Genomic DNA, 24,221 nt, shown 5'->3' with positions numbered 1-24,221 from the left:
CTGAAACGTTTTTGCGAAGCTTTTTTCAAAAAGAGACCCTCCGGTGATAGGATGAAGCTGAATAGTTACAAACTTGTTTGTTAAACTTTTCAAAAGTTTAGCCCCCGGCAGGGCCGCCGGAGGCCTTTTTTGATCTTTAACCACAGAATCCATTGTTTTCCCTTGATTTACACGCGGCTGCGCTTGCGCAGGCGTGCGCGCAGGATAATGGCGCAGAGGTTCATGCCCAGGACCAGGGTGATGAGGACCAGGGCGGTGCCGTACTGAAGGGGCCGTGTTTCTCCGATATGGGTGCCTGCCGTGGCCAGGACATAGATGTGGTAGGGCAGGGCCATGACCTCGTCAAAGACGGAGGTGGGCAGGTCCGGGGTGAAAAAGACGGCACCGGTGAACATGATGGGGGCGGTCTCTCCGGCGGCCCGGCCCAGGGCCAGGATGGATCCGGTGAGGATGCCGGGCAGGGCCGAGGGCACCACCACGCGGCAGAGGGTCTGCCATTTGGAGGCTCCCAGCCCCAGGGAGGCCTCCCGGTAGGTGTCCGGCACGGCTTTTAACGCCTCTTCGGAGGCTCCGATGATGACGGGCAGGCTCATGACCCCCAGGGTCAGGGCACCGGCCAGGAGGCTGACCCCCATCTTGAGGACGGTGCAGAAGAAGGCGAGGCCGAAGAGCCCGAAGACCACCGAGGGGACCCCGGCCAGGTTGGCGATGGCAAAGCGGATGGCCGACACGACTTTTCCCTGGGTGGCGTATTCATTCAGGTAGACGGCGGTGGCCAGGCCCACGGGAAAGGCCACGGCCAGGGCGCCCATGGCCAGGGAGAAGGTGCCCACAATACAGGGGAGGATGCCCCCTTCCGTCATGGAGTTTTTCGGCATCTCGGTGAGAAACTCCCAGCTGATGGCGGAGAGGCCCTTGCTGATAATGAAGCCAATGACGGCAAACAGGGCCAGCACATTGATCCCTGCGGCGGCTCGGAAGAGGAGGAACCAGAGAGTCTGGATGGCTCCGCGCCTGCCGGAGAGGGTGTTTTTCTGTATGGAGAGCCTCATGATGACCCCTTGAGCCGATACCTGCGTGAGACAGACATCGCCAGAACGTTGAAGAGAATCGTGAAAAGAAAGAGGGTAATCCCTGTGGCAAAGAGGGCGTGGTAGTGCTCCCCCCGGAATGGGGCCTCCCCCATCTCTGCGGCAATGCTCGCCGGCATGGGGCGAATGGGGTCAAACAGGGAGGTGGGCACGATGGCTGCGCCACCGGCTACCATCAGGACCACCATGGTTTCTCCGATGGCTCGGGACATGCCGAGAATGATGGAGGTGGTGATGCCGGAAAGGGCTGCGGGCACCGTGACCTTTGAGATCGTTTCAAAGGGGGTGGCCCCCAGGGCCAGGGAGGCCTCCCGGTAGGTGACGGGGACATTTCGCAGGGCGTCTTCCGAGATGGTGCAGATGGTGGGGATGGACATGAAGGCCAGCATGATGGAGGCCGTAAAGAGGTTAAGGCCTGTGGGAATATCGAAGAGCTGCTGCATCAGGGGCGCCACGGCCACCATGCCGAAAAATCCGATCACCACGGACGGGAGAGAGGCGAGCAGTTCAATGGCCGGCTTCAGGATTTCAGCCACCCGGGGAGGGGCGATCTCCGATAAATAAATGGCTGTCATCACTCCCGAGGGCACGGCAATCAGAGAGGAGATCAGGGTCACGGAAAGGGAGCCCATGATCAGGGCCAGGATGCCGAAATCGGGGGGCTCATCCGTGGGGTACCAGAGATGGCCCAGGGCAAATTCCCGGATGGAGACAAAGGAGAACGTCGGGGCTCCCTCCATGATGAGAAAGGCCATGATGAGCCCTAAGACGAAGAGGGAGACCAGAGAGATGACAAACAGTAAGGATTGGGCCGTCCAATCGCCTAAGGCCGTGTGTTGTCTCGTGAGAGAGTCTCTGACGGCCCCTTCCGCGACCGGCGAAGGGGCGTCGTGATGCGTACGGGTGGCGATGGGTGCGGCTTCACGATGTTTCATGTGAGGGTTCCTGCTCCAAACAAAAGGCTGACTTTGGTGAGTTTGCCGGCGGGGGTGACCGAAACGAACCCTGGAAAGGGTCGTGTCGGTCAAAAGCGTCGTCGCCGGGCCGTGGTCGGTTCTTAGTAAAGGGGGATGCTCCCGGCCTCTTCAACCAAGCTCTGGCCGTTTCGGGAGAGGATGAAGTTGATGAAGGAGAGGGTCTCTCCCTTGGGCCAGCCGTTGGTGAACATGAAGAGGGGTCGGCTGATGGGGTAGCGGCCGTTGAGGGTGGTTTCGGCGGATCCTTTAATCCCGTTGACTCGAATTGCCTTGACCTCGTCATTCAGGTACCCCAGGGCGATATAGGCGATGGCTCCTTCTGTGGTGGCGACCTGGGTGACGAGCCCGCCGTTGGAGGGTTGAGTCAGGGCGCGGGGGGTGACCCGCTCTTTTTTCATCACCAGGCTTTTCCAGGCATCAAAGGTGCCGGAGGAGCTGTCCCGGGAGATCACCACGATCTTTTTGTCGGCGCCGCCCACCTCTTTCCAGTTCGTGATCTTGCCCTGGTAGATCTTCTTGAGTTGATCCAGGGTGAGGTCGGTGACGGGGTTCTCGGGGTGGGCCACCGGCACGATGCAATCCAGGGCGATGCGGTGGGGAACGGGGAGGACCCCTTTTTCTGCGGCCAGCTTCACCTCTTTGCCCTTGATGAAGCGCGAGGAGTTGCCGATGTTCGAGGTCTGGTCCAGGACCGCTTTAATGCCGTTGCCGGAGCCGCCACCGGACAGTGAGATTTTTACCTCAGGGTGAGCGGCCATGTAGGCCTCGGATATTTTCTGTGCAATGGGAAGAACGGTGGTGGATCCCTTAAGAACGAGCTGGCCGGCCGATGCCATTGAGACGGTCGCTGCCAGGCAGAGGGCGGTGATAAAGAGGGTGAATCCGATACGCTTTTTCATGGTGTCTCTCCTGTGGGGGATTGCGATGAGGGTTCGAGGCCAGGGGCCTCAATGGTTTCCCAGAGAAGATAGAGACCTTGTGTTAGGCGTTGGTTAGGGGGAGGTGAGGGTTTTGTGGCTTGATGAAGATCGCTTGATGCGAAATCCTCATGGGGTGCTGACACGGCTCACACAAAGGGGATGGATACTCGCCCCATGGAACAGATCAATGAGCCCATAGGGCAAAGGCACAGGGAGAGGGAAGAGCCGGGACGTGTCGGCCGATGGATGGAGACCATTCATCCAAGAAAAATTTTTTTCATCACCCAGGAGGTGATGGTTAATATCATGATTGTCTACATCATCGTGGTTTTGGCCGTAGCCTTGGGGAAAACGCTGATGGATGCGGGAAAGCTGCTGCATGGCCTCAACGGAGAGGGCTTCACCTCCGTGGTGGCCGAGGTGCTCTCCTTTCTCGTCATGTTAGAACTCTTCAGAGGGTTTGTGGATTTCTTCAGCACCCAGAGGATCCGGCTCCACACCATGATGGACCCGGCCATCCTCTTTGTGGTGCGTGAAGTGATGATCGCCCTCTATCGAAACGAGGCAAAAGGCCCTTCCTGGGAACTCCTCATGGGCTTTTCCCTGCTTCTTGTCAGCCTCGGCATCATCCGAACCCTGGCCGTCCGCTACACCCCGGGTTCGTGAATGCTCCCAATCCTCGATCCTCGGGTCGATCACATTCACTGACGGGCTGCTCCCGTGTGGGGGGGATGCCGCATAACCTGCGTCATTGGGCTACGGCGCGGCAAGCGAGGGCGAGGAGCCTTTGCGAACCCTTATCCCCGGGCGTGTTTTGAGACGTGGCCGAGCTCGGGGAAGATCAGGTTTTTGCAGGCGAGCTTGCAGGCGGCGAGGCTTCCCGGGATGACGAAGACCACAGAGTCGGAGACGATGCCGGCGGTGGCTCGGGAGAGGATGGCCGCCGAGTCGATTTCGTCAAAACTCAGCTGGGCAAAGATGGGGCCGAAGGCGGCAAGTTCTTTGCGGAACATGGGCCGAACGGCTTCAATGGTAACGTCTCCGGCGGTGATGCCGGTGCCGCCGGTGACAATGATGCCATCGGCGTCGTGGTCACGGGCGATGTCTCGAATCGCTTTTCGTATCTCTCCTTCCTCATCCGGGACCACCCGGCGGGAGACCATCTCGTGCCCCTCTTTTTGGGCCTGTTTTTCGATCCATGCCCCGCTTTCATCGGTGTCCAGGGTGCGGGTGGTGGAGACGGAGACAATGGCTACCTTCAGTTGCTTTTTGCTCTCTTTTCTGTGCTCTTGGGTTCCCATAATTACCTCTCAGTCAAGGGTTACCTGATCGAATGTGTCGTGCTCGCTGAGCAGGACGTTGACATGTTGATCGTAGTCGTTTTCTACTTTCTTACCGGTGTAATCGGGCTGAATGGGGAATTCCCGGTGGCCGCGGTCCACCAGAACGGCCAGGTTGATCCGTGCGGGCCGTCCGAAATCCATGAGGGCGTCCATGGCGGCTCGGATGGTGCGGCCGGTATAAAGGACGTCGTCCACCAGAAGGATATCTCGATCGTTGACTTCAAAGGGGATCTCGGTGGGTTTGACGATGGGTTGGTGGCTGATGCGGGTCCAGTCGTCACGGTAGAGATTGATGTCCATCTCTCCGCAGGGGAGGGTTTTGTCTTCCATCCCTTCGATTTTTTCGATCTCTTTGCGCAAACGCCTGGCGATGAAGACCCCCCGGGTCTGGATGCCGATCAGCGCAAGTTTTTCGACTCCGCGATGGTGTTCGATGATTTCGTGGGCCATGCGGGTGATGGCACGTTTGATGCCCGTGGCGTCGAGAAGAACAGTGGCGGTGCTCATAGCAGGTTCCCAATGAAGTTGATGCCTGTATTTGGAACGTCTTGCCGATACCTTGTCGTTGGATCGTCAGGCGTGGGTGTGGAAGGGCGGTTCACTTACGGGCATGCAAGGGGTTGACGATGCCATAGACAAACAGTCCGATGGCTGCGGGATGACCATCGCAGGTGCGAGAGACATCAATCCTCTATTTTTATCTCATTGAAGGGTGATTGATCAAGTCAAATATGGTCAAAAGAGGCGGAAAACCCGTGGTTCCCTCTTCTTGAAATGCCTTGATTTTGCGTATTATTTTTGACAGACTTTCCCCATTAACCAACGAGGGAGTGACGATACGAATGGGAATTTTTGATTGTACCGGCGTGATTCTGGCCGGCGGATTGAATTCCAGGATGAATGGAACCAATAAGGCGTTTCTTGAACTGGGAGGAGAAAGCGTCATTGCACGGACCCTCGCCCTTTTCAATGAGATCTTCAGTCAGGTGCTGGTGGTCTCCAATAACCCCCAGGCTTTTCTGGAGTTTGATGTAAAAATCGTGACGGATATTTTCCCTGAACGATGTTCTCTCGCCGGGATTCATGCCGCTCTTTTTCATGCCGAAACCCCTTGGGTTTTTGTTGCCCCTTGCGACAACCCCTTTCTCTCCCGCGCGATGGTTGAGCTGGTTCTCTCCTGTCGCTCCGAAGGATCCACCATCGTGGTGCCGGAGACCAGCAAGGGACTGGAACCTCTCTGTGCGGCCTATTCCCGGGAAAACCTCAAGCTGGCCGAGAGACGCCTGGCCGAAGGCCGCTACAAAATTCAGAGCCTTTTTCGCAGGAAAAGGACCCGGAAAGTCCCTGAGGAGGCGATTCGGCGAATTGATCCAGAGTTGCGGACTTTTTTTAATATCAACACCCCGGAAGACTACGCGTGGGCCCAGTCCCTCCTTGACACAGAGCGAGACCTTTAACCTCGGATACCTCCAGCGTTACAAAAAGAGGAGGAGAAAGACCTCCTTCCCTCGTCCTTTTGGGGGGACCTTGCGGTGATTCCCCATAACGTCTGGTGCTTAAAGGCGGTTCATTTATCCTTAAAAAGGCAAAAAAAATGATTCAAATTGATCAAATGATTCGTGAAATCAAGGCCCACCCTGATTTTGGCAAAGCGGGGATGGTGCTGGCCCATAACGGGGTGGTGCGGGAGAGTTCCCGGGACGGGCGCGCGGTGACGGGACTGACGGTGCATGTGAACCACGAGCGCCTGGACGAGCTCATGGCCGAGTATCGGGGCCGGGACGGCATTGTGGAGATTCTTGTCGCCATCGAAGAGGAGACCTCCCTCTCCGTGGGGGATGACGTGATGGCCATTGTCGTGGCCGGCGATGTTCGGGAAAATGTGATCTCAACCCTGGAGGGGCTTTTGAATGCCGTGAAGGCCGAGGTGACGTCGAAGACGGAGCATTTTGTGGTGGGTGCGTGATGTGAATTCGGGCGCGAGGCGTAGGGCCTGCGTAAAAATAAATCATACAAAAAGCGATGCCTCCGGCGGCAAGGTGAGCCACCTTGAAAGCAGGTTGCCGCAGCGCTTTAACCCTCGTTCCTCGGGTCAAATCACAGCGGCGTTATTATGAAATTTCTGATGCCTTGCATATGAGCGCACCCAACTCGTGAAATATCCGGGGTAGAGCATTTGCAAGCCTGCTTTCAAGGTGATTTTTGCGACAGTGGCTTCGCCACCTCGCCGCTGGAGTTACTCCGGTTCATGTCAACCCGTGAATGGACACGGAAACACCCCCAGTTTATGCGCGTGTGGTGCACCTCGCATATCCTTACCCTTCACGCGAATGCGGACGCATTACAGCTTAAAATAACGAGACTTGATGCGCATTCGCAAACCCGCTTTCAAGGTGGCGCCACCTTGCCATCGAAGGCATTTCTATTTAAAAAAGGTTGTTATGAAAGAGTTTACGCATATTGATGACGACGGAGCGGTCCGCATGGTGGACGTGACAGACAAGGCACCCACCGATCGCCGGGCCGTTGCTGAAGGGCGTATCGTGATGACTCGCGACACCTTCGAGCGGATCACAGACACCCGGGTGAAGAAGGGGAACGTTTTGGAGACGGCGCGGATTGCCGGGGTGATGGCGGCCAAGCGGACCAGCGAGGTCATCCCCATGTGCCACCCTCTGTTTATCACGGGAGCGCGGGTTGATTTTTATCCTGAGCCGGAATTCCACGCCTTTCGCATTGAGGCCGAGGTGCGGGTCAAGGGGGAGACCGGGGTGGAGATGGAGGCCCTGTACGCAGTGTCAGTGGCGGCGCTTACGGTCTACGACATGTGCAAAGCCTACGACAAAGGGATGACCATCGAAGGGGTTCGTCTGATGGCCAAAAGTGGCGGTAAGTCCGGCGTTTATCAGCGGGAAGGGGCTTAGATGGAGCCGGGTGGAGTGGTTCAGGCGTTGATGCATCCTTCTCTTGGGATGGGGCTGGTGGCGGGAGCTGGGCTGGCCTGGGGCATGGCCTCGTTGCGATTGAAAGGGGTGAAGCGCGCCCTTGCCGAGGCCCTGGAAGCTCGGGAGGCCCAGGAAGAACGCCTTTTTGCCCTCTCCGGCGAGGCCGCCGAAGCCCGGGGCCGGCTTTCTCATCTTCTGAGCCTTGAGGAGACCTTAAGCCAGCGCGAGGGGCTGCTGGCCGAAAAACGAGAGGAGGAGATCCTCCTCCGGGCACGGCTGGCAGGCCTGGAAGCCGAACTTGCCGGTGAGCGGGAGTCCATGGCGGAAAAGGTGGCCCTTCTTTCGGCCCAGAAAGAGGAGGTCCGGGAGATGCTCAAGGGGGTCTCCGCCGATGCATTGACGGAAAACTCGAAAACCTTTGCCCGACTCTCCAAAGAGACCCTGGACGCGGTGATCGGCGAGGCCAAACGCGATTTTGAGAGGCGGGGCGACGCGGTGAAAGAGATTGTGGCCCCCGTCACCGAGGCCATGAAAGCCTACGATGAAAAGGTCCGCCAGATGGAGATGCAGCGGGAGAACGCTTACGGCGCCCTCACCGAACAGATGGAGACCCTGACACGGACCCACGATGAACTTCAGAAGGAGACCACCAAACTTTCCGGGGCTCTTCAGGTGCCAAACGTGCGCGGACGCTGGGGGGAGATCACCTTGAAACGGGTGGCCGAGCTCTCTGGCATGGTGGAACGGTGCGATTTTTTTGAGCAGGTGAGCATGAAGGGGGAGGGCGGCGGCATGCGGCCCGACATGGTGGTCCAACTCCCCGGAGGGCGGCGCATCGCCGTGGACTCCAAGGTGCCTCTGGCCGCCTACCTGCGGGCCATGGAAGCCACCACCGAAGGGGAAAAGGCAAGGCACCTTGCCGATCACGCGCGGGCCCTCCAGCATCATGTGCAGGTCCTGGCCGGGAAAGCCTATTGGGCCGGGTTGAAGCCCGCCCCCGAGTTTGTGGTCCTCTTTATCCCCGGGGAAAGTTTTTTTTCTGCGGCCCTGTCCAAGCGGCCGGAGCTGATTGAAGAGGGCATTGAAAAAGGCGTGGTGCTGGCCACACCCACCACCTTGATTTCCCTCTTAAAAGCCGTGGCCTACGGATGGCGCCAGGAACAGGCGGCGGCCAGTGTCCTGGAGATTCAAGAGCTGGGCAAGGAGCTTTACAGCCGCATGGTGACCTTTGCTTCGCATCTCAACAAGCTGGGGGGCGATCTCAGCAAGGTGACCTCCACCTACAATCAGCTCGCCGGTTCTTTTGAACGGCGTCTTTTTGTGTCGGCACGGCGCTTTGAGGGGCTGGGTGTGCGGGAGAAGGAGACCACGATCATTGAATCGCCGGAGCCTGTCGAAACGGTTCCGAGGCGCGTGGAGGCGGGATGATGACAGACAGGAAGACCCTCGGACGCCGGGGGCCATGTTTTTTTCTTTGGGTGCTGTGTCTATTGCTGACAACCGGCTGTGCCGGTGTTCACCAAAGGACCGCAGAGGGTCTCCCCCCGCTCGTCCGGGTGACTCCGGGGGAGAAAACATACCCGGTTTTTGTCGATGACATGGGGTTTGACGGGTTGGAGGCGGCGCTTATCGAAAGCCTGGCATATTATCGCCGCCAGCCGATGTCCCGCACCTTCACCCTGGGCAAAGATCGTTACAGCCTTGATACCATGATGCGTTCTGCCGTGGCCCTTCTTTATGTCATCCAGCAGACCCATGATCCCGAAGCCCTCTCTCGATTTATTCAAGAAAATTACAGCGTGTACCGCTCCACCGGGCACGATGGAGAGGGAACCGTTCTCTTTACCGGATATTATGAAGCCGAGCTCTCCGGCCATACGGAAAAAACAGATCGGTATCGTTATCCTGTGCTGTCACGGCCCGATGACCTCGTGACCATCGATCTCTCGAAATTCCCCGGGGTTAAAGGGGCGGGAAAACGGCATCTCATCGGGCGGGTGTCGGAAAACCAATCGGTGGTGCCGTATTACGCTCGCCAGGAGGTGGGAGATGGGACCTCCCTGGTGGACCGGGCCGAGCCCCTGGCCTGGGTGGACGACCCCGTGGCCCTGTTTTTTCTCGAAATTCAAGGCTCGGGTTTGATCACCATGGAAAATGGCGAGGTGCTGCGAGTCCATTACCAGACCAAAAACGGTCACCCGTACCGCAGTATCGGCCGGTATTTGATCCAGAAAGGGGCCTTGAAAAAAGAGGAGGTCACCAAGCAGTCGATCTGTCGGTGGCTGGAAGAGAATCCCCATCGCCAGCAGGAGGTGTTTAACTACAACCCCAGCATGGTCTTTTTTAAAACGGAGGTCGAAGGCCCCATTGGCTGCTACAACGTCTCCGTGACGCCTAAGCGCTCCATCGCCACTCAGAAACGTCTTTTTCCCACCTGCGGCATTGCCTTTATCCAATCGGAAAAGCCCGCTGAAACCACCCCTGAAGAGGTTCTCTCCTGGAAACCTTTCGGCCGCTTTGTCATGAATCAGGACACCGGCGGGGCCATCAAAGGACCCGGACGGGTGGACCTGTTTACCGGCCACGGCCCCGAAGCCGAAATGACGGCGGGCCACATGAAACACTCGGGAACCCTTTATTTTCTCGTCCTGAAATCGTCGGTAAGGTAAGGAACAAGCAGCCTTCTATGGTTAAAGTTCGGGGCAAAAACGTGCCTCCGGCGGCAAGGTGGCGAAGCCACTGTAGCAAAAACCACCTTGAAAGCGGGTTTGCGAATGCCCTTTGGGTGTCATCATTCCGGGCTGAAATGCGTCCGCATTCGCGTGGAGGGTGAGGGGTTGCGTTGTGGGTCGCAAGCAGATGGGCAAAAAAAAGGGTGACCCTGCATTGAGGCCACCCTTGGGGAAGATAGGAATATCCCCGGTATACCACCGGAACTCCCTTTTTTAAACGTTAACCTTTCGGACCTTTACCCTGCCCACGGTTACATGAATGGTGTTAAAGTTCGGTGGTAATCTTTATCAAATTTCGTCTCAATTTCATCTTAAAATCAGTCTATCCCTCCTTAAAAAACGATTCAAGATCAGTCAAAGTTGGCAGTAAAAAACAAGGTTATAACAGCGAGTTAACCCCGCGGAAGGCCTGAGGGCAAGGGGTTCGGTGTTTTTGTGCGGTCGTGGCGGGTAAGCGGTGCCTCTGTTGAGCTGACTTTGAAAAGAACTGAAGCGGCATGCCTTAATTAAGCTATAAAATCAAATGTATAACCAATGATCATGTTCGCGAATTGGTTTGACATGCTCGAAGGCCGGTGCTTCAATGGCAGGAAATGCCTGTTTTTTAGGCACATACAACCGCATCGGCTTGCCTTTAAGGTGCGGTCCACCTTGCCGTTGACTGCGTCGCGGAGCCATCGTCCGCGCGAAAGGGGAAGAGGATGGACGCCGAGATCTTTTTGACCATGGAAGAAGCCAAAAATGCCGTATGTATGGATCTGGAGCATTACGGGGTCCAGAAAGAGGACTTAATCGAGGTGGCTGAACTCGCCGGGGGCGGGTGGCCCGACCGTTTTCGGGAGGTGGCAAGCGTAGATGAACCAAGCATCGATAAGGTTGTCTCCCTGGTTCAAGAGTTCCTGAACAGCCCCACCGTCACCGAAGAGGTCCTCTGCGGCTCTTTCTCCATCATGTTTTGGGGGCATGTCCGAAAAGCCGTGGGGCCGGACGGAGACGAGGGCGTAGGCCTTGCCACCGGGCTTCATGATTTTTCATGTATCCAATGCGGCCAGTGCTGCACCAACCTGGATTACAGCCGGGCCTTGACCGCAGAGGATGTTGCCCTGTGGGAACAGGCAGGCCGCCACGATATCCTTGCCTGGGTCGGCAAAGACAAAGAGGACGGAGGCTACACCATCTGGGTCCACCCCGAGACCGGTGAGCCCGAAGAGTCCTGCCCCTTTCTCCGCTTTGAAAAGGGGAAATGCCTCTGCACCATCCATGACATCAAACCCGCCATCTGCCGCGAATACCCCGCCACTAAAAAACACGGATTCATGACCGACTGCACCGGGGTGAGACAGATGGTGGAAAAAGAGCGGGCCGGGTGAAAAAGCATGCCTTCTATGGTTAAAGTGCCCAAAAGAAGCCTCCGGCGGCAAGGTGTGCCACCTTGAAAGCGAGTTTGCGAATGCTCTATCGTTGTCGGAACTCTCAGTACCTCGCATCCGCATTCGCGTGAAGTGCGAGGAAACGCACAGTGCGTCGCAAGGGCATGAGCTGTAGGTGTTCAGAATCCAACTCAGCCGTTGACTTTAACCGGAATAACTCCGGCGGCTTTTTTTGGCGCTGAATAGTTACCAGCGGCTTTAATCTGGGAGTCGGCGGGCAGGGGCTGTGTCCGTGGTTAAATTTACGGTAAAAGCGTTTGTGTTTTTTTGCCGGCTGTTGTTTCGCTTTATATGGTAGCTATTTGGGGTGAAGTTGACGTCACAACCGAAGCGTCGTTGCAAGCATCATGTGGGTATGGGTATAATCATATCAATTTGAATAAATGGGCGTTATTATTTCGCTGCCGAAACGATGAGGCTGATATCCGCGATGAATAAAATTGATCTTGAGACTCTTGTTGAACTTCGTATCCGGGACGCGGAGGTTCTACTTCACGGCAACTGTTATGCAGGGGCATACTATCTTGCCGGCTACGCGCTGGAGTGTGCTATTAAGGCGTGTGTTGCCATGCAGGTGAAAGAAAATGACTTTCCGGACAAACAACTTGCCAATGCATCACATACCCACAGGCTGACCGACTTGATCGGCGTTGCCGGGTTGAAACAAAAACTGAACCAACGCGCCTCGACCGATGAGATGTTTCATTTGAACTGGACGATTGTTAAAGACTGGTCTGAGACGGCACGGTATGACCGGAGTGTGGGGAGAGCGAGGGCTGAAGATATGTATCATGCAATGACCAACGTAGAGTCAGGAGTTTTGCCATGGGTGAAGACATATTGGTGATAGAGAATCTTACAGAACAGATGATGGCCGCCGGTGCCAGGTTGGTCCAGAGGCTGGATGACACAGCCGCCGATGTTGCCGCAGCTTTCTGGTTCTATTCCTCCGAAAATAGGTCCTGGCGTTTGATGATTGCGTCACAAAAAGTTGAGTTCGATGGGCCGCGGAAATATTACAAGCGTATCCTGGATGCCAACAAGGAGGCGGGCGAGACCGAGTCGGTGGTGGCCCTGGAGGATACCGAAGTGACCGATACCTCCGCCTCCATCGTTCAGGTGCTGAAGCATGCCGTCTCCACGGGGCCGGGGATTTCCGGCCTTCGGTTTTCCCGGAATACGGTGCAGGGGATGTTTATCGACGATGTGTATGTTTATCGTATGAATATTGATTGAGGGGCGGCAATGGCTCTGAATATATCTGGCCGAATGGAATCTTTGGGATCCCGGCGCCTGGTGCAAATCAGGGGTGGGGATTTTTTGTTTTTGGGCAATTGTTCATTCGATTAAAGGATGACCTATATGTGTTCAGGGTGATTTGGTTTATTCAAGTAGTGGTATGAATTCAACCGAAGGAGATTTTCCATGAAAGAATCCCAGCACATGGAGTGGAAGGCCTCTTGGAGGGATGAGTACCTGAAGTGGCTTTCGGGGTTTGCCAACGCGGAGGGTGGGGTGTTGGTGATTGGCCGGAATGATAAAGGCGAGGTGGTGGGGCTTTCGAATGCCAAAAAATTGCTGGAGGATATTCCAAATAAGGTGCGGGATGTGTTGGGCATTTTGGTGGATGTGAACCTCAAAGAAGAGGCAGACGTCGAGTACTTGGAGATTGTGGTGGAGCCGTATCCGACACCGGTGAGCTACAAGGGGGCATATTATTACAGGAGCGGCAGCACACGGCAGGAGCTCAAAGGAGTCGCCCTGGAGAGATTTCTGCTGAAAAAGCGGGGGGTGCATTGGGACGGGGTGCCGGTGCTTCATGTGGGAGTGTGCGATCTTGACGAGAAGGTGATTTCACATTTTCGTGCCCAAGCGCTTAAGAGTACGCGTCTTTCGGAGGCCATTGCCGGGGAGGGGGACGCGGGGCTTTTGGATAAGCTGCATCTGATGGACAGGCAGTATTTGAAGCGGGCAGCTGCATTGCTTTTTCATCCGGATCCGGAGCGGTTTGTGACCGGGGCGTTTGTGAAGATCGGGTTTTTCAGGACCGATGCGGACCTGTTGTATCACGATGAGGTACACGGGGATCTGTTCAACCAGGTGGAAAAAGTGGTGGACCTTCTTTTGACGAAATACCTTGCGGCGGGGGTTAGTTATGAGGGGCTCCAGCGGCTGGAGACGTTTCCTGTACCGGAGGCGGCTTTGCGGGAGGCGGTTTTGAACGCTGTGGTTCATAAGGATTACGCCAGCTGTGTTCCCATTCAGATCAGTGTCTATGCAGATAAGTTGATGATCTGGAATCCAGGGGTGTTGCCGGGAGATTGGACTGTGGAGAAGCTTTTGGCCAAGCACCCGTCACAGCCCTTTAACCCCGATATTGCCAACGCTTTTTTTCGGGCGGGCATGATCGAGGCCTGGGGGCGTGGGATTGAGAGGATGATAGACGTCTGTCATGAGGCGGGGGTTCCACCAGCGGTGTTGCGGTATGAACACGGCGGGTTGTGGGTGGATTTCTATTTTTCTCAGACAGAAGTAGAAACGCCGGTAGAAACGCCGGTAGAAACGCCGGTAGAAACGCCGGTAAAAACACCTGAATTGATCCTTGAGCATTTGCGGAGGCACCCGGGTGATTCCCTTTCTGATGTGGCTTTAGCCATTGGAAAATCCTTGCGAGCCGTTGAGCGGGCCAGTTCTAAATTGGCCAAAGAGGACAGATTGCGTTTCACAGGCCCTAAAAAGGGTGGCCGTTGGGAAATTATGGCATGAGTTCAGGGTGTGCTTGCGAACTTACTTCATCGCCGGCAGGTTGCCTTCCCGTGTGTTTTCAAAGAAATTTTTAATATAGAGAATATGCTCGGCCATGGCGGCGTAGGCGTTGCCGCTGCTTCGTTTTGCGATGGCGTCGAGGATCTGGCGGTGTTGGGCGAGGATCTCTTCGGTGCGGTCGGGCATGTCGAAGAAGCGTTTGAGGCTTTCGTTGATGCCGTAAAAGATAAAATCGTGGAAGTATTTCATCATGTGGACCTGGAGGGGATTTCTTGTGGCGTGGGCGATGGCCATGTGGAAGTGGGCGTCTTCGTCGGTGCCCACCCGGCCTTCCCGAATGGCCTCTTCCATGGTGGCGATGCTTTTTTCCATGATGCGGATGTCATCTAAGGTCGCTTTTTCGGCGGCCAGGGCGGCACCGTTGCACTCCAGGCCCATGCGCACCTCGAGGAGATCGGTGATGGTGGCGTTGTGAGAGGACATCAAGTCCATGATGGGGTTGTCTTTGACCGAGCCGAGTTCCCGGACGAAGGTGCCCTGGCCCTGCCGCTGGTCCACGAGACCCATGGCCGCGAGTTTATTCAAGGCTTCCCGCACCGAGTTGCGGCTGACCCCCAGCTCTTTCATGAGCTCCCGTTCGGGCATGATCTTGTCCCCGGGTTTTAACTCCCCCCTGAAAATAAGATCACGGAGCTGTTCAAAGACCTGGTCGGCGATGCGTTTGGGTTTGATGGGGGCCAGGTGGCTGTTCATGGGGTCGGGTCCTTTGCTTGATTGAAGATCGAAAAAAGGCCTCCGGTGGCAAGGGTGGTAAAGCCACGTTAGGCCAGAAAACACCTTGAAAGCGGGGTTGCGAATGCGTCTCAAGTTTTATCACCTCGGGCCGTCAGGCGAGCATTCGCGATCTATTTTTCTGACTGGCTGAAATGGTTGTACCATGTTTCAGTTGATCTGGACAGGGAGGGGAATTGAGGCCTCCGCTCCGGTCCAAGCGCTTGAGTGTAGGGGCTTCTTTGAAAAAAATCAACGCAAAAGATGACCGGTTTTCAAGGGTATGGAGTTGTATTCCTTGGGAGTTCTCGCTTTTTTCTTGACACGATGCCCCCCTATGTTCCATATTGGTACGACCAATTTGTGGTTGTACCAATGACGATTCGTGGGCAACCCCAGGCCGCCGAGTGGGTTCAAAAGAGATTTTTTTGTTCATCCGGGGGGTTGGGAGGATGCCATGCCATCAATGACGATGCCTGTGAGACGAACGCTGTTTATATGACGGCTTCGTGCATCATGCCCCTATGGCTGTTAGCAGTCAGGATGCTGGAGGGGGGGCGTGCTGTGTATCAGGCGGCAATGCGGATGAGCACGTAACAGGCCGGAACCCCGGTCGCCTCGCAGATAGAACAGCCTGCGGGACGGGTAACGGGGGGGCGGTGCCATCGAGAAGAAGGAGGGCGAAGTGAGTCAGGGTGAGATAATTGAATCCATGAGAGCGAGGGCTGAAAAGGCGGCGGCGGTTGTTTCGTCGGCAGCAACCCTTGAAGAGGCGATTGCGTACGCGGTCAATTTGACAGCGGAAGAGGGTGGCACCACGTTGGCGGCTCCGGGCATGGACGATGCGGCTCGGGAAGCCTTGGGCAAGGCGTGCGGTGAGAAGGGCATTACCCTTCTGGACTCGCCCCTGCGCGATAAGATGACCCGGATTCACACGGCCTTTACCTGGGCCGACAGGGGCATTGCCGACACCGGCACCCTGGTGCTTAACTCCAACTCTGAGGAACTTCGTCTGGCCACCATGCTCAGCGAAACCCACGTGGCTGTCCTCCCCACCGACAAGGTGGTCCCTTCCATGGATGAACTGGAAGGCTACATGACCGATCATTTCAAAAACGGTGCGGGCTACGTGGCGTTTATCACCGGTCCCAGCCGGACGGCAGACATCGAGCGGATCCTCACCATTGGGGTGCACGGGCCTGAAAGACTGCACATTTTATTGGCGGAAAATCTTGATGGAGGTGAGAAATGATTGAGACCCCTGAAACAGACAAGGCCTTTAAAAAGCAGATCAAGACCTCTCTGGAAAAAGACTTTCTTCGAAAGACCCTCAACAATTTTTTTACGTCGTACCGTCAGTCTCGTGGAAATGTCTTTGCCGATCTTGACTTAGAGGGGATGCGCGAGGATGTGGCCTGCATGAAAGATGCGGGGATTCCCAACCTCTCCGAACTTTTTGACGAGTTTAAAAAGAACGCCGAGGCCGCCGGGAGCATTGTCCATGTGGCCAGGGATGCCGAGGAAGCCAACTGCATCATCGCTCAGATCGCTAAAGAGAACCAGGTCAAGAGCATCGTCAAGTCCAAGTCCATGACGGCCGAAGAGACCTTTTTGAACGACCACCTGGAAAAGGATGGGTACGAGGTGGTGGAGACCGACCTCGGGGAGTGGATTATTCAGATGCGGCATGAAGGGCCGTCTCACATGGTCATGCCCGCCATCCACCTTTCACGGTATCAGGTGGGTGATCTCTTCTCCGATGTGACCGCCAAGAAGCAGGACCCCGAAAATATTGAGGGGCTGGTGAAGGTGGCTCGAAAAGAGCTGCGTCCCAAGTTTATCGGGGCGGACATGGGCATCTCCGGCTGCAACTTCGCCATCGCCGACTCCGGTGTAATCGGCCTGGTGACCAACGAAGGCAACGCCCGCCTGACCACCACCCTGCCCCGGGTGCATGTGGCCCTGATGGGCTTTGACAAGCTGGTTCAGGATTATTCCTCGGCGGTCAAGATTCTCAAAATTCTTCCCAGAAACGCGACGGGGCAAGCCCTGACCTCGTATGTCACCTGGATCAAGGGCACCAACGAGTGTGCCACGGCCCCTGAAGAGAAAAAAATCCAGCACATGGTGTTTATCGACAACGGGCGCCTGGAACTTGCCAAAGACCCGATTTTTTCTCAGGCCCTCCGGTGCATTCGATGCGGCGCCTGCGCCAACGTGTGCCCCATCTACCGCATGGTGGGCGGGCATACCTTCGGCCACGTCTACATCGGGGCCATCGGTCTCATCTTGACCCCCTTCTTCCACGGCAAGGAGAAGGCTCGGGAGATCGTGAAGTGCTGTCTCAACTGCCAGTCCTGCAAAGCGGTCTGCCCGTCCAAGATCGATCTGCCCTTCCTGATTAAGAACGTCTACGCCAAGATTCAGGATGAAGATGGGGGGAAACCCTTTAAAACCCGCATGACCTCCATGCTCCTGAAAAACCGCCGGCTCTTTCACACCGCCTTGAAAACCGCCTCCAAGATGCAGGGACCGGCCACCGATGGGCCGTATATCCGGCACCTGCCCACCTTCCTGATGGGAGAGCACAACTTTCGGCGTCTTCCTGCCATTGCCGATCGTTCTTTGCGTGATGACTGGAAATATGTGAAGCCCAAGGTGAAGAATCCCAAAATTAAAGTGGCTCTTTTCGGTGGGTGCGCCGGGGATTTTATCTATCCCGAGCACGGAAAAGCCTTTGCCAAGCTCTGCGAGGCGTACAACATCTCCGTGGATTACCCCATGGATCAGACCTGCTGCGGCCTGCCCACCATGATGATGGCCCAGATGGATACGGCCAAGGAGATCGCCCTTCAAAACGTGAAGGCCTTTAAATCCGGGGATTATGATTACATCGTCACCCTCTGTGCCTCCTGCGGCTCCCACATCAAGGAGAACTTTCCGAAGCTCCTGACCAAGAAGGGTGCAGTGCCCGCCGATGTCCAGGCCATGGCCGACAAGCTCATCGACTTCAGCTCCTTTATGAATGACGTGGTGAAGGTGAAGGCCGAGGATTTCATGAACCTCGGACGCAAGGTGACCTATCATTACCCCTGCCACCTGATCCGTGGCCTGGGCGTTGAAGAAGCCCCCATGGCCCTTCTGGAGAAGGCGGGTGTGGATTTCAAGGCGTGTGATGAGAGCCAGGTCTGCTGCGGATTTTCCGGTTCCTTCTCCGTGGATTTCCCCATGATTTCCAAAACCATGCTGGACCATAAGCTCGATAACGTTTCGGCCACCGGTGCCACCACCCTGGTTACCGACTGCCCAGGGTGCACACTTCAGCTTAAAGGCGGCATCAAGGCGCGTGGTATGAACGTCACCGTCAAGCACATGGCCGAGGTGCTCCTGGAAGAAAAGAAATAAAAAAGGTGCCTTCGACGGAAACGTCCTCCTCGTTTCAAACACCTTGAAAACCGGTTGCCCGTTACGTTTTGTCTCCTCTGTCTTCTGGGGGCAAAGCGTAACGGCTTCATGGCCACGCCCGCACCTGTTTTTGCCGGTGCCCCGGCGTTGGCTGTCGAGCCTTTAGTTCATGACCCGATTCGGCCCGCTCCGGTGTTGATTTCCATAGCCCCCTCCCACAGGATTATGGTGTCACCGGGGCGGGTTTTTTATTTTTTGGTTCGTGGATGGAAGGTGAAAGGCAGCCCAATAGGGCACCTTCCCCTCGCGGTAACCCTGGATTCCTTTTTTCCATACTTCCAGTTCTGAAATTCGGACTTTTCGTTGCGCATGAAAGGTGTTAAAAAAGAGGGATGCTTCATTAACATATTGGTTATATTCGCGGAATTTTTTTGCCGTTGACACAGCGGCTGGTGACGCGAATGCACGATAAAGCCTCTGGTGGCAAGCACCTGTGGATCATTCGCTGCCTGGTTGTTCACCGGATGTTGGGCGTTGGAGTCCTGTCCATGATGCATACCCCGAGGTTGTGAACGAACGGGTGTTTATGTCGGACAACCGTTCCCTCTTGAGTGACCAACCCGGCCCCTAAAGGGATGGGGGGCCGTCTACTTTATGATGACTCTTCTTTCATTCCGGGCGCAGGATATTCTGCCTTGCGACCCTAACCTCTCTTCATCATAGTCTTTACAGAAGGTTGCCTTTGCCCTGTTTTCCGTGATTGATCAGGGGAGTTCAGCAGGTAAGCTTTGTTTGCTTGAAATTATGGCACGACTTTTGTATGTTTCCCGGGTTGTCGCAAATCGCCCCCGCGGGATGTAATTCCAAAACACCAGAACATTTTTCACCTTCTTTCCTTATAAAAAAAATTCCACTTCGTGGGGGTGGTTTTCGACTTCTTATCGCATGATTTTTAACCAAAGGCCTGTTTTTAAAAGGCTTTTGGCCAATATCTTGGGTGCCATCAGGCGGGCCTACGGCCCAATGTCCGGCATCTGATGTGACCACAGGCAACACACCTCGTGTGCGTAAACACAGACGGGGTTTTATATAATGAAGCAGTGCATCCGTCCGTCCCTATTTATAGGGGCGGTGCAGCAGGCGGACCGCACCAGCCAGGTCTGCTGCATGAGAACAAACAAAGACAAGGGAGTCTTCTTGTGAAACAAAGCAAACAGTTTAAAAAGACCATCGACGGTAACACGGCTGCAGCTCATGTGGCGTATGCCCTGAGTGACGTGGCGGCTCTTTATCCGATCACCCCCTCTACCCCCATCGGGGAAGCCGCCGATGTGTGGGCTGCCGCCGGTAAAAAAAACGTATTCGGAGATGTCCTCACCATCAAGGAGATGCAGTCAGAAGCTGGCGCGGCCGGTGCCCTTCACGGTGCCATCGTGGCAGGCGCTTTGACCAGCACCTTCACTGCATCCCAGGGCCTCCTGCTGATGATCCCCAACATGTACAAGATCGCCGGTGAGCTTCTCCCCTGCGTCTTTCATGTGACAGCCCGTGCCATCGCCTCCCACGCACTCTCTATTTTCGGCGATCACCAGGACGTTATGGCCACCCGTCAGACCGGGTTTGCCATGCTCTGCTCCAACTCTGTTCAGGAAGCCCATGACATGGCTCTGGTGGCTCATCTGGCCACCCTCGAAGGCCGTGTGCCCTTCCTGCACTTCTTCGACGGTTTCCGTACCTCCCATGAAATTCAGAAGATTGACGTTCTGGAATACGATGCCATCAAAGAGATGGTAGACATGGACGCTGTGCGCGAGTTCAAGGCCAACGCCATGAACCCCGAGCACCCTGAAATTCGAGGCACCGCTCAGAACCCCGATATCTATTTCCAGGGGTGTGAAGCGGCCAACCTCTACTACGAAGCGATCCCCTCCATCGTCGCCGATTACATGGACAAAGTGTATGAAGTCACAGGTCGAAGGTACCGTCCCTTTGATTATGTGGGCCACCCCGAAGCCGAGCGTGTCATCGTGGCGATGGGTTCTTCCTGCGAAGCCATCGAAGAGACCATTGAGTACCTCATGGCACAGGGTGAGCGCATTGGCCTGATCAAGGTCCGTCTCTATCGCCCCTTCAACGCCGAAGCCTTCCTCAACGTGCTGCCTGCCACCTGCGACCGCATCACCGTTCTTGACCGCACCAAAGAGCGTGGCGCCTTGGGTGATCCTTTGTACACTGACATCTGCACCGCGTTTATGGAGAGCAACGTTCTGGCTCCCCAGATCACTGCCGGTCGTTACGGTCTCGGTTCCAAGGAGTTCACCCCCTCCATGGTGAAGGCCGTTTATGACAACATGATGGCCACCTCACCCAAGAATCACTTTACCGTGGGCATCAAAGATGATGTTTCTTATCATTCCCTTGATGTGGTGGATGAGATTCACCCCGACACCGAAGGGACCGTACAGGCCAAATTCTGGGGCCTCGGATCCGACGGAACGGTGGGTGCCAACAAGAGTGCCATTAAGATCATCGGTGACAACACTGAAAAATATGCCCAGGGGTATTTCTCCTACGACTCCAAGAAGTCCGGCGGCATCACCGTGTCTCACCTGCGTTTTGGTGACAGCGCCATCCGATCCACCTATCTGGTCACCGCGCCTGACTACGTGGGCTGCCACGTGCCTGCCTATGTGAAACAGTATGATGTGTTGGAAGGGATCAAAGAGGGCGGCACCTTTGTGCTCAACTCCTCTTGGGGTGCCGATGAGATGGAAACCCGTCTCCCCGGCAGCGTGAAGCGTGTTCTGGCTGCCAAAAACATCAAGTTCTACACCATCGATGCCGTAAAGATCGCTGGGGCCGTTGGCCTTCGTAACCGAACCAACATGGTCATGCAGACCGCTTTCTTCAAGCTGGCCAACGTTCTTCCCATTGATGAGGCCATTGCCTATCTTAAGGCTGACATCAAAAAGACCTACGGCAAGAAGGGCGACAAGATCGTCAACATGAACATCGAAGCCGTTGATCAGGCCATGGACAAGCTTGTTGAGGTCACTGTTCCCGCAGCGTGGGCAGAGGCTGAGCTTGAGACATGCACACGGGGTGAAGAGCCTGAGTTTGTCACTGATGTGATGAGGCCCATGCTCTCCCAGAAAGGGGATGATCTTCCTGTCAGCGCCTTTGAGCCCGATGGTATCTTCCCCGTTGCCACCAGCCGCTATGAAAAACGTGGCGTGGCCATCGAAGTCCCCGAGTGGATTCCTGAAAATTGTATTCAGTGCAACCAGTGCTCCTTTGTCTGCCCCCATGCAGCCATTCTGCCTATTTTGGCCACGGATGAGGAGTTGGAAGGTGCCCCCGAGACCTTCATCACACTGCCTGCCATGGGCAAAGAGCTCAAAGACAAGTTCAAGTTCCGTATCCAGGTCAACACTCTGGATTGCCTCGGTTGCGGTAACTGTGCCGATATCTGCCCCGCCAAGACCCCGGCTCTGGTGATGAAGCCCCTCGCTTCCCAGACAGTGGCTGAGGTCCCCAACCAGGAGTTCGCTGAGACCGTTGAGTTCAAGGACGATGTCATGCCCAAGACCAGCGTCAAAGGCAGCCAGCTTCAGCAGCCCCTCCTTGAGTTCTCCGGTGCCTGCGCCGGTTGTGGTGAGACTCCCTACGTTAAGCTCATCACCCAGCTCTTCGGCGACCGCATGTTTGTGGCCAACGCCACCGGGTGCTCTTCTATCTGGGCTTCTTCCGCTCCCTCCTCTCCCTATTGCGTGAACAAAGACGGTTTCGGTCCCACTTGGGGCAACTCCCTCTTTGAAGATGCTGCGGAATACGGATACGGCAAGATGTCCGCCATTGGCCATCGTCGCAACGCCCTGAAAAACCAGGTAGTTGCTGCCATGGATCTGGAGGTCTCTGCAGAGCTCAAAGCGGCTATGGGCGAGTGGCTCGAGAACATGAACGACGCTGAAGGGTCTAAGAAAGCCGGTCGCGCCCTTGAGGCTCTGCTCGTTGTTGAGCCCCTCGATGACGAATTGATTGACGAGATTGCGGCTCAGGCCGATCTCTTCACCAAAAAGTCCTTCTGGGTCTTCGGCGGTGACGGTTGGGCATACGACATCGGTTTTGGCGGCGTGGACCACGTCCTGGCCTCCGGGGAAGACATCAACATCTTCGTCATGGATACCGAAGTCTACTCCAACACCGGCGGTCAGTGCTCCAAAGCCACCCCCACCGGATCCATTGCCAAGTTTGCCGCTTCCGGTAAGAAGGTTGCCAAAAAAGATATGGGCGCCATCGCCATGAGCTATGGTTACGTTTACGTGGCCTACATCTCCATGGGTGCCAATAAGCAGCAGGCCCTGAAAGCCTTCTTGGAAGCGGAAGCCTACCCGGGTCCCTCCCTTGTGATCGGTTATGCACCCTGCATCAACCACGGTATCAGGAAAGGAATGGGCAAAACCCAGGAAGAGTCTAAGCTGGCCGTTGAGTGTGGTTACTGGCCTCTTTACAGGTTCAACCCTCTCTTGAAAGAACAGGGTAAGAACCCCTTCATCCTTGAGTCCAAGGCTCCCAACGGTACCATTCAGGAGTTCCTGGGCGGTGAGAACCGTTACGCCGCACTGGAAAAGAGTTTCCCTGAAGAGTCCAAAGAGCTTCGCATCAAGATCGAAAAAGAGATGATGGAAAAGTACGAAATGTACAAACTCCTCTCTGAGCGTGGTTCTGAAGAGAAGTAAGAGTTGAAGATGTGAAAAAGTGCATCCTTAAAGATGTGCCGTGAATAAAAAAAGCCGCCTTCCCAAGTTTTGGGGGGGCGGCTTTTTGTTTTTAAAAAACGTCCGGAAGGCGCTGCGGTGATCAGAGGTTGGCGGCAGTCAGCAACTCTTCGAAGGCCTTCTGGCTTTTATCGACCTGGCCCTTCAGAGAGTCTCGTCCCTGTTTGCAGGCGTCGAATCCACTCTTAACGATTTTTTGGGCTGGCTCGGGGAAGATGGGGTTTTCGCTGAACAGGCGGAAGGTGACTTCCTCCGCTTGCGCCTGAAAAGACCCCATGGCGTTGTACACATTTTCAAAACCGCTTTTGTTGAATTCATAGGCTTTGCGGATAAAACTGGTGGCTTCATTCATGCTGCACCTCCGAAATTAAGAGTGTTTTAAAGATGAACCCTGAAGAGGGTGTTAACATAAACCCTTTGTATTGTTCTGTTAAAGAATGTAATACAGGCTCAGATTAAGTCAAGGAAAAAATGTTGCAACGCAACATAGGAGAGGTCGGAAAGGCGGTCAGGCCCTGCGGGGTCTGCTTTTTCAGTGGATGGTGGGCGGGAAAAAAAAGGAGGCACCGAGGAGGGCTCCTCGGTGTGGGGTGAAGAGGACGGAGAGTCCCGATTTCAGAATCAGGAACTCCCGGCGCTAAGCTGCCTGTCAGGCGTGGTAATCGACAACACGCCGCTCATCCATCACCTGTTGAAGGAAGGCCACCACTCTCTGATGGTCCGGGTGGTTGGCGTATCGGTTCAGATCCTCTTCGCTGTCAAACTCGGCATAAAGGGAGAGGTGAGCGGTCTGGCGGTTGGAGAAGAGGTTGATGCCCACCTCAAGAGATCGGATTTCGGCAATTTTGCCCACCAGGGCGTCTAACATGGTTTTTAACTTCACCGCGTTTTCGGCGGCGCTGGCCCCTTTGGCCTCGTCTTTGAGTTTCAGCATGACAATATGTTTGAGCATCATTCCTCCTGTGTCCTGAGTGGGATCCCTTCTTAAAAGAATCCACGAAAGATCTGTTATTTTTTATCCGTATGTATGTGACGCATGGGGGGGGACATCCCAACCCGTCGG

The 24,221-nt window shown here is 55.5% G+C and carries 21 protein-coding genes; 13 read left to right on the top strand and 8 right to left on the bottom strand.

The features are described 5' to 3' along the window. Positions 1-167 precede the first annotated feature (167 nt). The 3 genes from pstA to Q1Q75_RS12185 form a co-directional block, all read right to left on the bottom strand. Positions 168-1,052: a phosphate ABC transporter permease PstA gene (pstA, locus tag Q1Q75_RS12195; protein WP_300670831.1), complete on the bottom strand. Its 885-nt coding sequence runs from the start codon at positions 1,050-1,052 to the stop codon at positions 168-170. Continuing rightward, positions 1,049-2,026, bottom strand: coding sequence for a phosphate ABC transporter permease subunit PstC (gene pstC / locus Q1Q75_RS12190; RefSeq protein WP_300670829.1), 978 nt, complete (start codon positions 2,024-2,026; stop codon positions 1,049-1,051). The genes pstA and pstC overlap by 4 nt, the downstream gene beginning before the upstream one ends. Positions 2,027-2,148: 122 nt before the next feature. Continuing rightward, positions 2,149-2,967: a phosphate ABC transporter substrate-binding protein gene (locus tag Q1Q75_RS12185; RefSeq protein WP_300670827.1), complete on the bottom strand. Its 819-nt coding sequence runs from the start codon at positions 2,965-2,967 to the stop codon at positions 2,149-2,151. A 195-nt stretch (positions 2,968-3,162) separates the two neighbouring features. Between Q1Q75_RS12185 and Q1Q75_RS12180 the strand changes: the two genes are divergently transcribed. Then, positions 3,163-3,654, top strand: coding sequence for a phosphate-starvation-inducible PsiE family protein (locus tag Q1Q75_RS12180; RefSeq protein ID WP_300670825.1), 492 nt, complete (start codon positions 3,163-3,165; stop codon positions 3,652-3,654). 131 nt (positions 3,655-3,785) lie between these two features. Here the strand turns inward: Q1Q75_RS12180 and Q1Q75_RS12175 are convergent, their stop codons facing one another. Beyond that, on the bottom strand, positions 3,786-4,289 hold the full coding sequence (locus Q1Q75_RS12175) for a molybdenum cofactor biosynthesis protein B (RefSeq protein WP_300670823.1): 504 nt from the start codon (positions 4,287-4,289) through the stop codon (positions 3,786-3,788). A gap of 9 nt (positions 4,290-4,298) precedes the next feature. After that, positions 4,299-4,838: a bifunctional pyr operon transcriptional regulator/uracil phosphoribosyltransferase PyrR gene (pyrR, locus tag Q1Q75_RS12170; protein ID WP_300670820.1), complete on the bottom strand. Its 540-nt coding sequence runs from the start codon at positions 4,836-4,838 to the stop codon at positions 4,299-4,301. Between the two features lie 335 nt (positions 4,839-5,173). On the opposite strand from pyrR, the gene Q1Q75_RS12165 reads away from it, so the two are divergent. From Q1Q75_RS12165 to Q1Q75_RS12125, 9 genes are all read left to right on the top strand, one after another. Beyond that, entirely contained in the window at positions 5,174-5,788 is a 615-nt protein-coding gene (locus Q1Q75_RS12165; RefSeq protein WP_300670818.1) for a molybdenum cofactor guanylyltransferase, read from the top strand. Between the two features lie 137 nt (positions 5,789-5,925). Beyond that, positions 5,926-6,297 carry a molybdenum cofactor biosynthesis protein MoaE gene (locus tag Q1Q75_RS12160; protein ID WP_300670817.1) on the top strand — a complete coding sequence of 124 codons (372 nt, stop codon included), beginning with the start codon at positions 5,926-5,928 and terminating at the stop codon, positions 6,295-6,297. A 475-nt stretch (positions 6,298-6,772) separates the two neighbouring features. Then, positions 6,773-7,255 carry a cyclic pyranopterin monophosphate synthase MoaC gene (moaC, locus tag Q1Q75_RS12155; protein WP_300670816.1) on the top strand — a complete coding sequence of 161 codons (483 nt, stop codon included), beginning with the start codon at positions 6,773-6,775 and terminating at the stop codon, positions 7,253-7,255. Continuing rightward, a complete protein-coding gene (gene rmuC / locus Q1Q75_RS12150) occupies positions 7,256-8,704 on the top strand; it encodes a DNA recombination protein RmuC (protein ID WP_300670814.1) in 1,449 nt (482 codons plus the stop codon). Beyond that, positions 8,701-9,945, top strand: coding sequence for an MltA domain-containing protein (locus Q1Q75_RS12145; RefSeq protein ID WP_300670812.1), 1,245 nt, complete (start codon positions 8,701-8,703; stop codon positions 9,943-9,945). Before rmuC ends, Q1Q75_RS12145 begins: the two co-directional genes overlap by 4 nt. Positions 9,946-10,709: 764 nt before the next feature. Continuing rightward, positions 10,710-11,378 carry a YkgJ family cysteine cluster protein gene (locus Q1Q75_RS12140; protein ID WP_300670810.1) on the top strand — a complete coding sequence of 223 codons (669 nt, stop codon included), beginning with the start codon at positions 10,710-10,712 and terminating at the stop codon, positions 11,376-11,378. Positions 11,379-11,868: 490 nt separating this feature from the next. Further along, a complete protein-coding gene (locus Q1Q75_RS12135) occupies positions 11,869-12,285 on the top strand; it encodes a hypothetical protein (RefSeq protein ID WP_300670808.1) in 417 nt (138 codons plus the stop codon). Next, on the top strand, positions 12,264-12,674 hold the full coding sequence (locus Q1Q75_RS12130) for a hypothetical protein (RefSeq protein WP_300670806.1): 411 nt from the start codon (positions 12,264-12,266) through the stop codon (positions 12,672-12,674). Before Q1Q75_RS12135 ends, Q1Q75_RS12130 begins: the two co-directional genes overlap by 22 nt. A gap of 189 nt (positions 12,675-12,863) precedes the next feature. Next, positions 12,864-14,204, top strand: a complete 1,341-nt coding sequence (locus tag Q1Q75_RS12125) for an ATP-binding protein (protein WP_300670804.1) — start codon at positions 12,864-12,866, stop codon at positions 14,202-14,204. A gap of 21 nt (positions 14,205-14,225) precedes the next feature. On the opposite strand, the gene Q1Q75_RS12120 is transcribed toward Q1Q75_RS12125, so the two are convergent. Then, entirely contained in the window at positions 14,226-14,957 is a 732-nt protein-coding gene (locus Q1Q75_RS12120) for a FadR/GntR family transcriptional regulator (RefSeq protein ID WP_300670802.1), read from the bottom strand. Between the two features lie 703 nt (positions 14,958-15,660). On the opposite strand from Q1Q75_RS12120, the gene Q1Q75_RS12115 reads away from it, so the two are divergent. The 3 genes from Q1Q75_RS12115 (at position 15,661) to nifJ (ending at position 23,119) form a co-directional block, all read left to right on the top strand. Continuing rightward, complete coding sequence (locus Q1Q75_RS12115; protein WP_300670800.1) at positions 15,661-16,227, top strand: lactate utilization protein; 567 nt, start codon at positions 15,661-15,663, stop codon at positions 16,225-16,227. Beyond that, a complete protein-coding gene (gene ldhH, locus Q1Q75_RS12110; RefSeq protein WP_300670798.1) occupies positions 16,224-18,380 on the top strand; it encodes an L-lactate dehydrogenase (quinone) large subunit LdhH in 2,157 nt (718 codons plus the stop codon). The genes Q1Q75_RS12115 and ldhH overlap by 4 nt, the downstream gene beginning before the upstream one ends. A 1,199-nt stretch (positions 18,381-19,579) precedes the next feature. Beyond that, positions 19,580-23,119, top strand: a complete 3,540-nt coding sequence (gene nifJ, locus Q1Q75_RS12105) for a pyruvate:ferredoxin (flavodoxin) oxidoreductase (protein ID WP_300670795.1) — start codon at positions 19,580-19,582, stop codon at positions 23,117-23,119. Between the two features lie 121 nt (positions 23,120-23,240). Here nifJ and Q1Q75_RS12100 read toward each other — a convergent pair whose 3' ends face one another. Both Q1Q75_RS12100 and Q1Q75_RS12095 read right to left on the bottom strand, forming a co-directional pair. Continuing rightward, positions 23,241-23,510 carry a hypothetical protein gene (locus tag Q1Q75_RS12100; protein ID WP_300670793.1) on the bottom strand — a complete coding sequence of 90 codons (270 nt, stop codon included), beginning with the start codon at positions 23,508-23,510 and terminating at the stop codon, positions 23,241-23,243. A 297-nt stretch (positions 23,511-23,807) separates the two neighbouring features. Then, positions 23,808-24,110, bottom strand: coding sequence for a Dabb family protein (locus Q1Q75_RS12095; RefSeq protein ID WP_300670790.1), 303 nt, complete (start codon positions 24,108-24,110; stop codon positions 23,808-23,810). Positions 24,111-24,221 lie beyond the last annotated feature (111 nt).

The sequence above is a fragment of the Desulfoluna sp. genome, from assembly GCF_030145185.1.
Taxonomy (GTDB): domain Bacteria; phylum Desulfobacterota; class Desulfobacteria; order Desulfobacterales; family Desulfolunaceae; genus Desulfoluna.
Note: the sequence above shows the minus strand (reverse complement) of the source record. Positions and strands in the feature narration are given on the sequence as shown.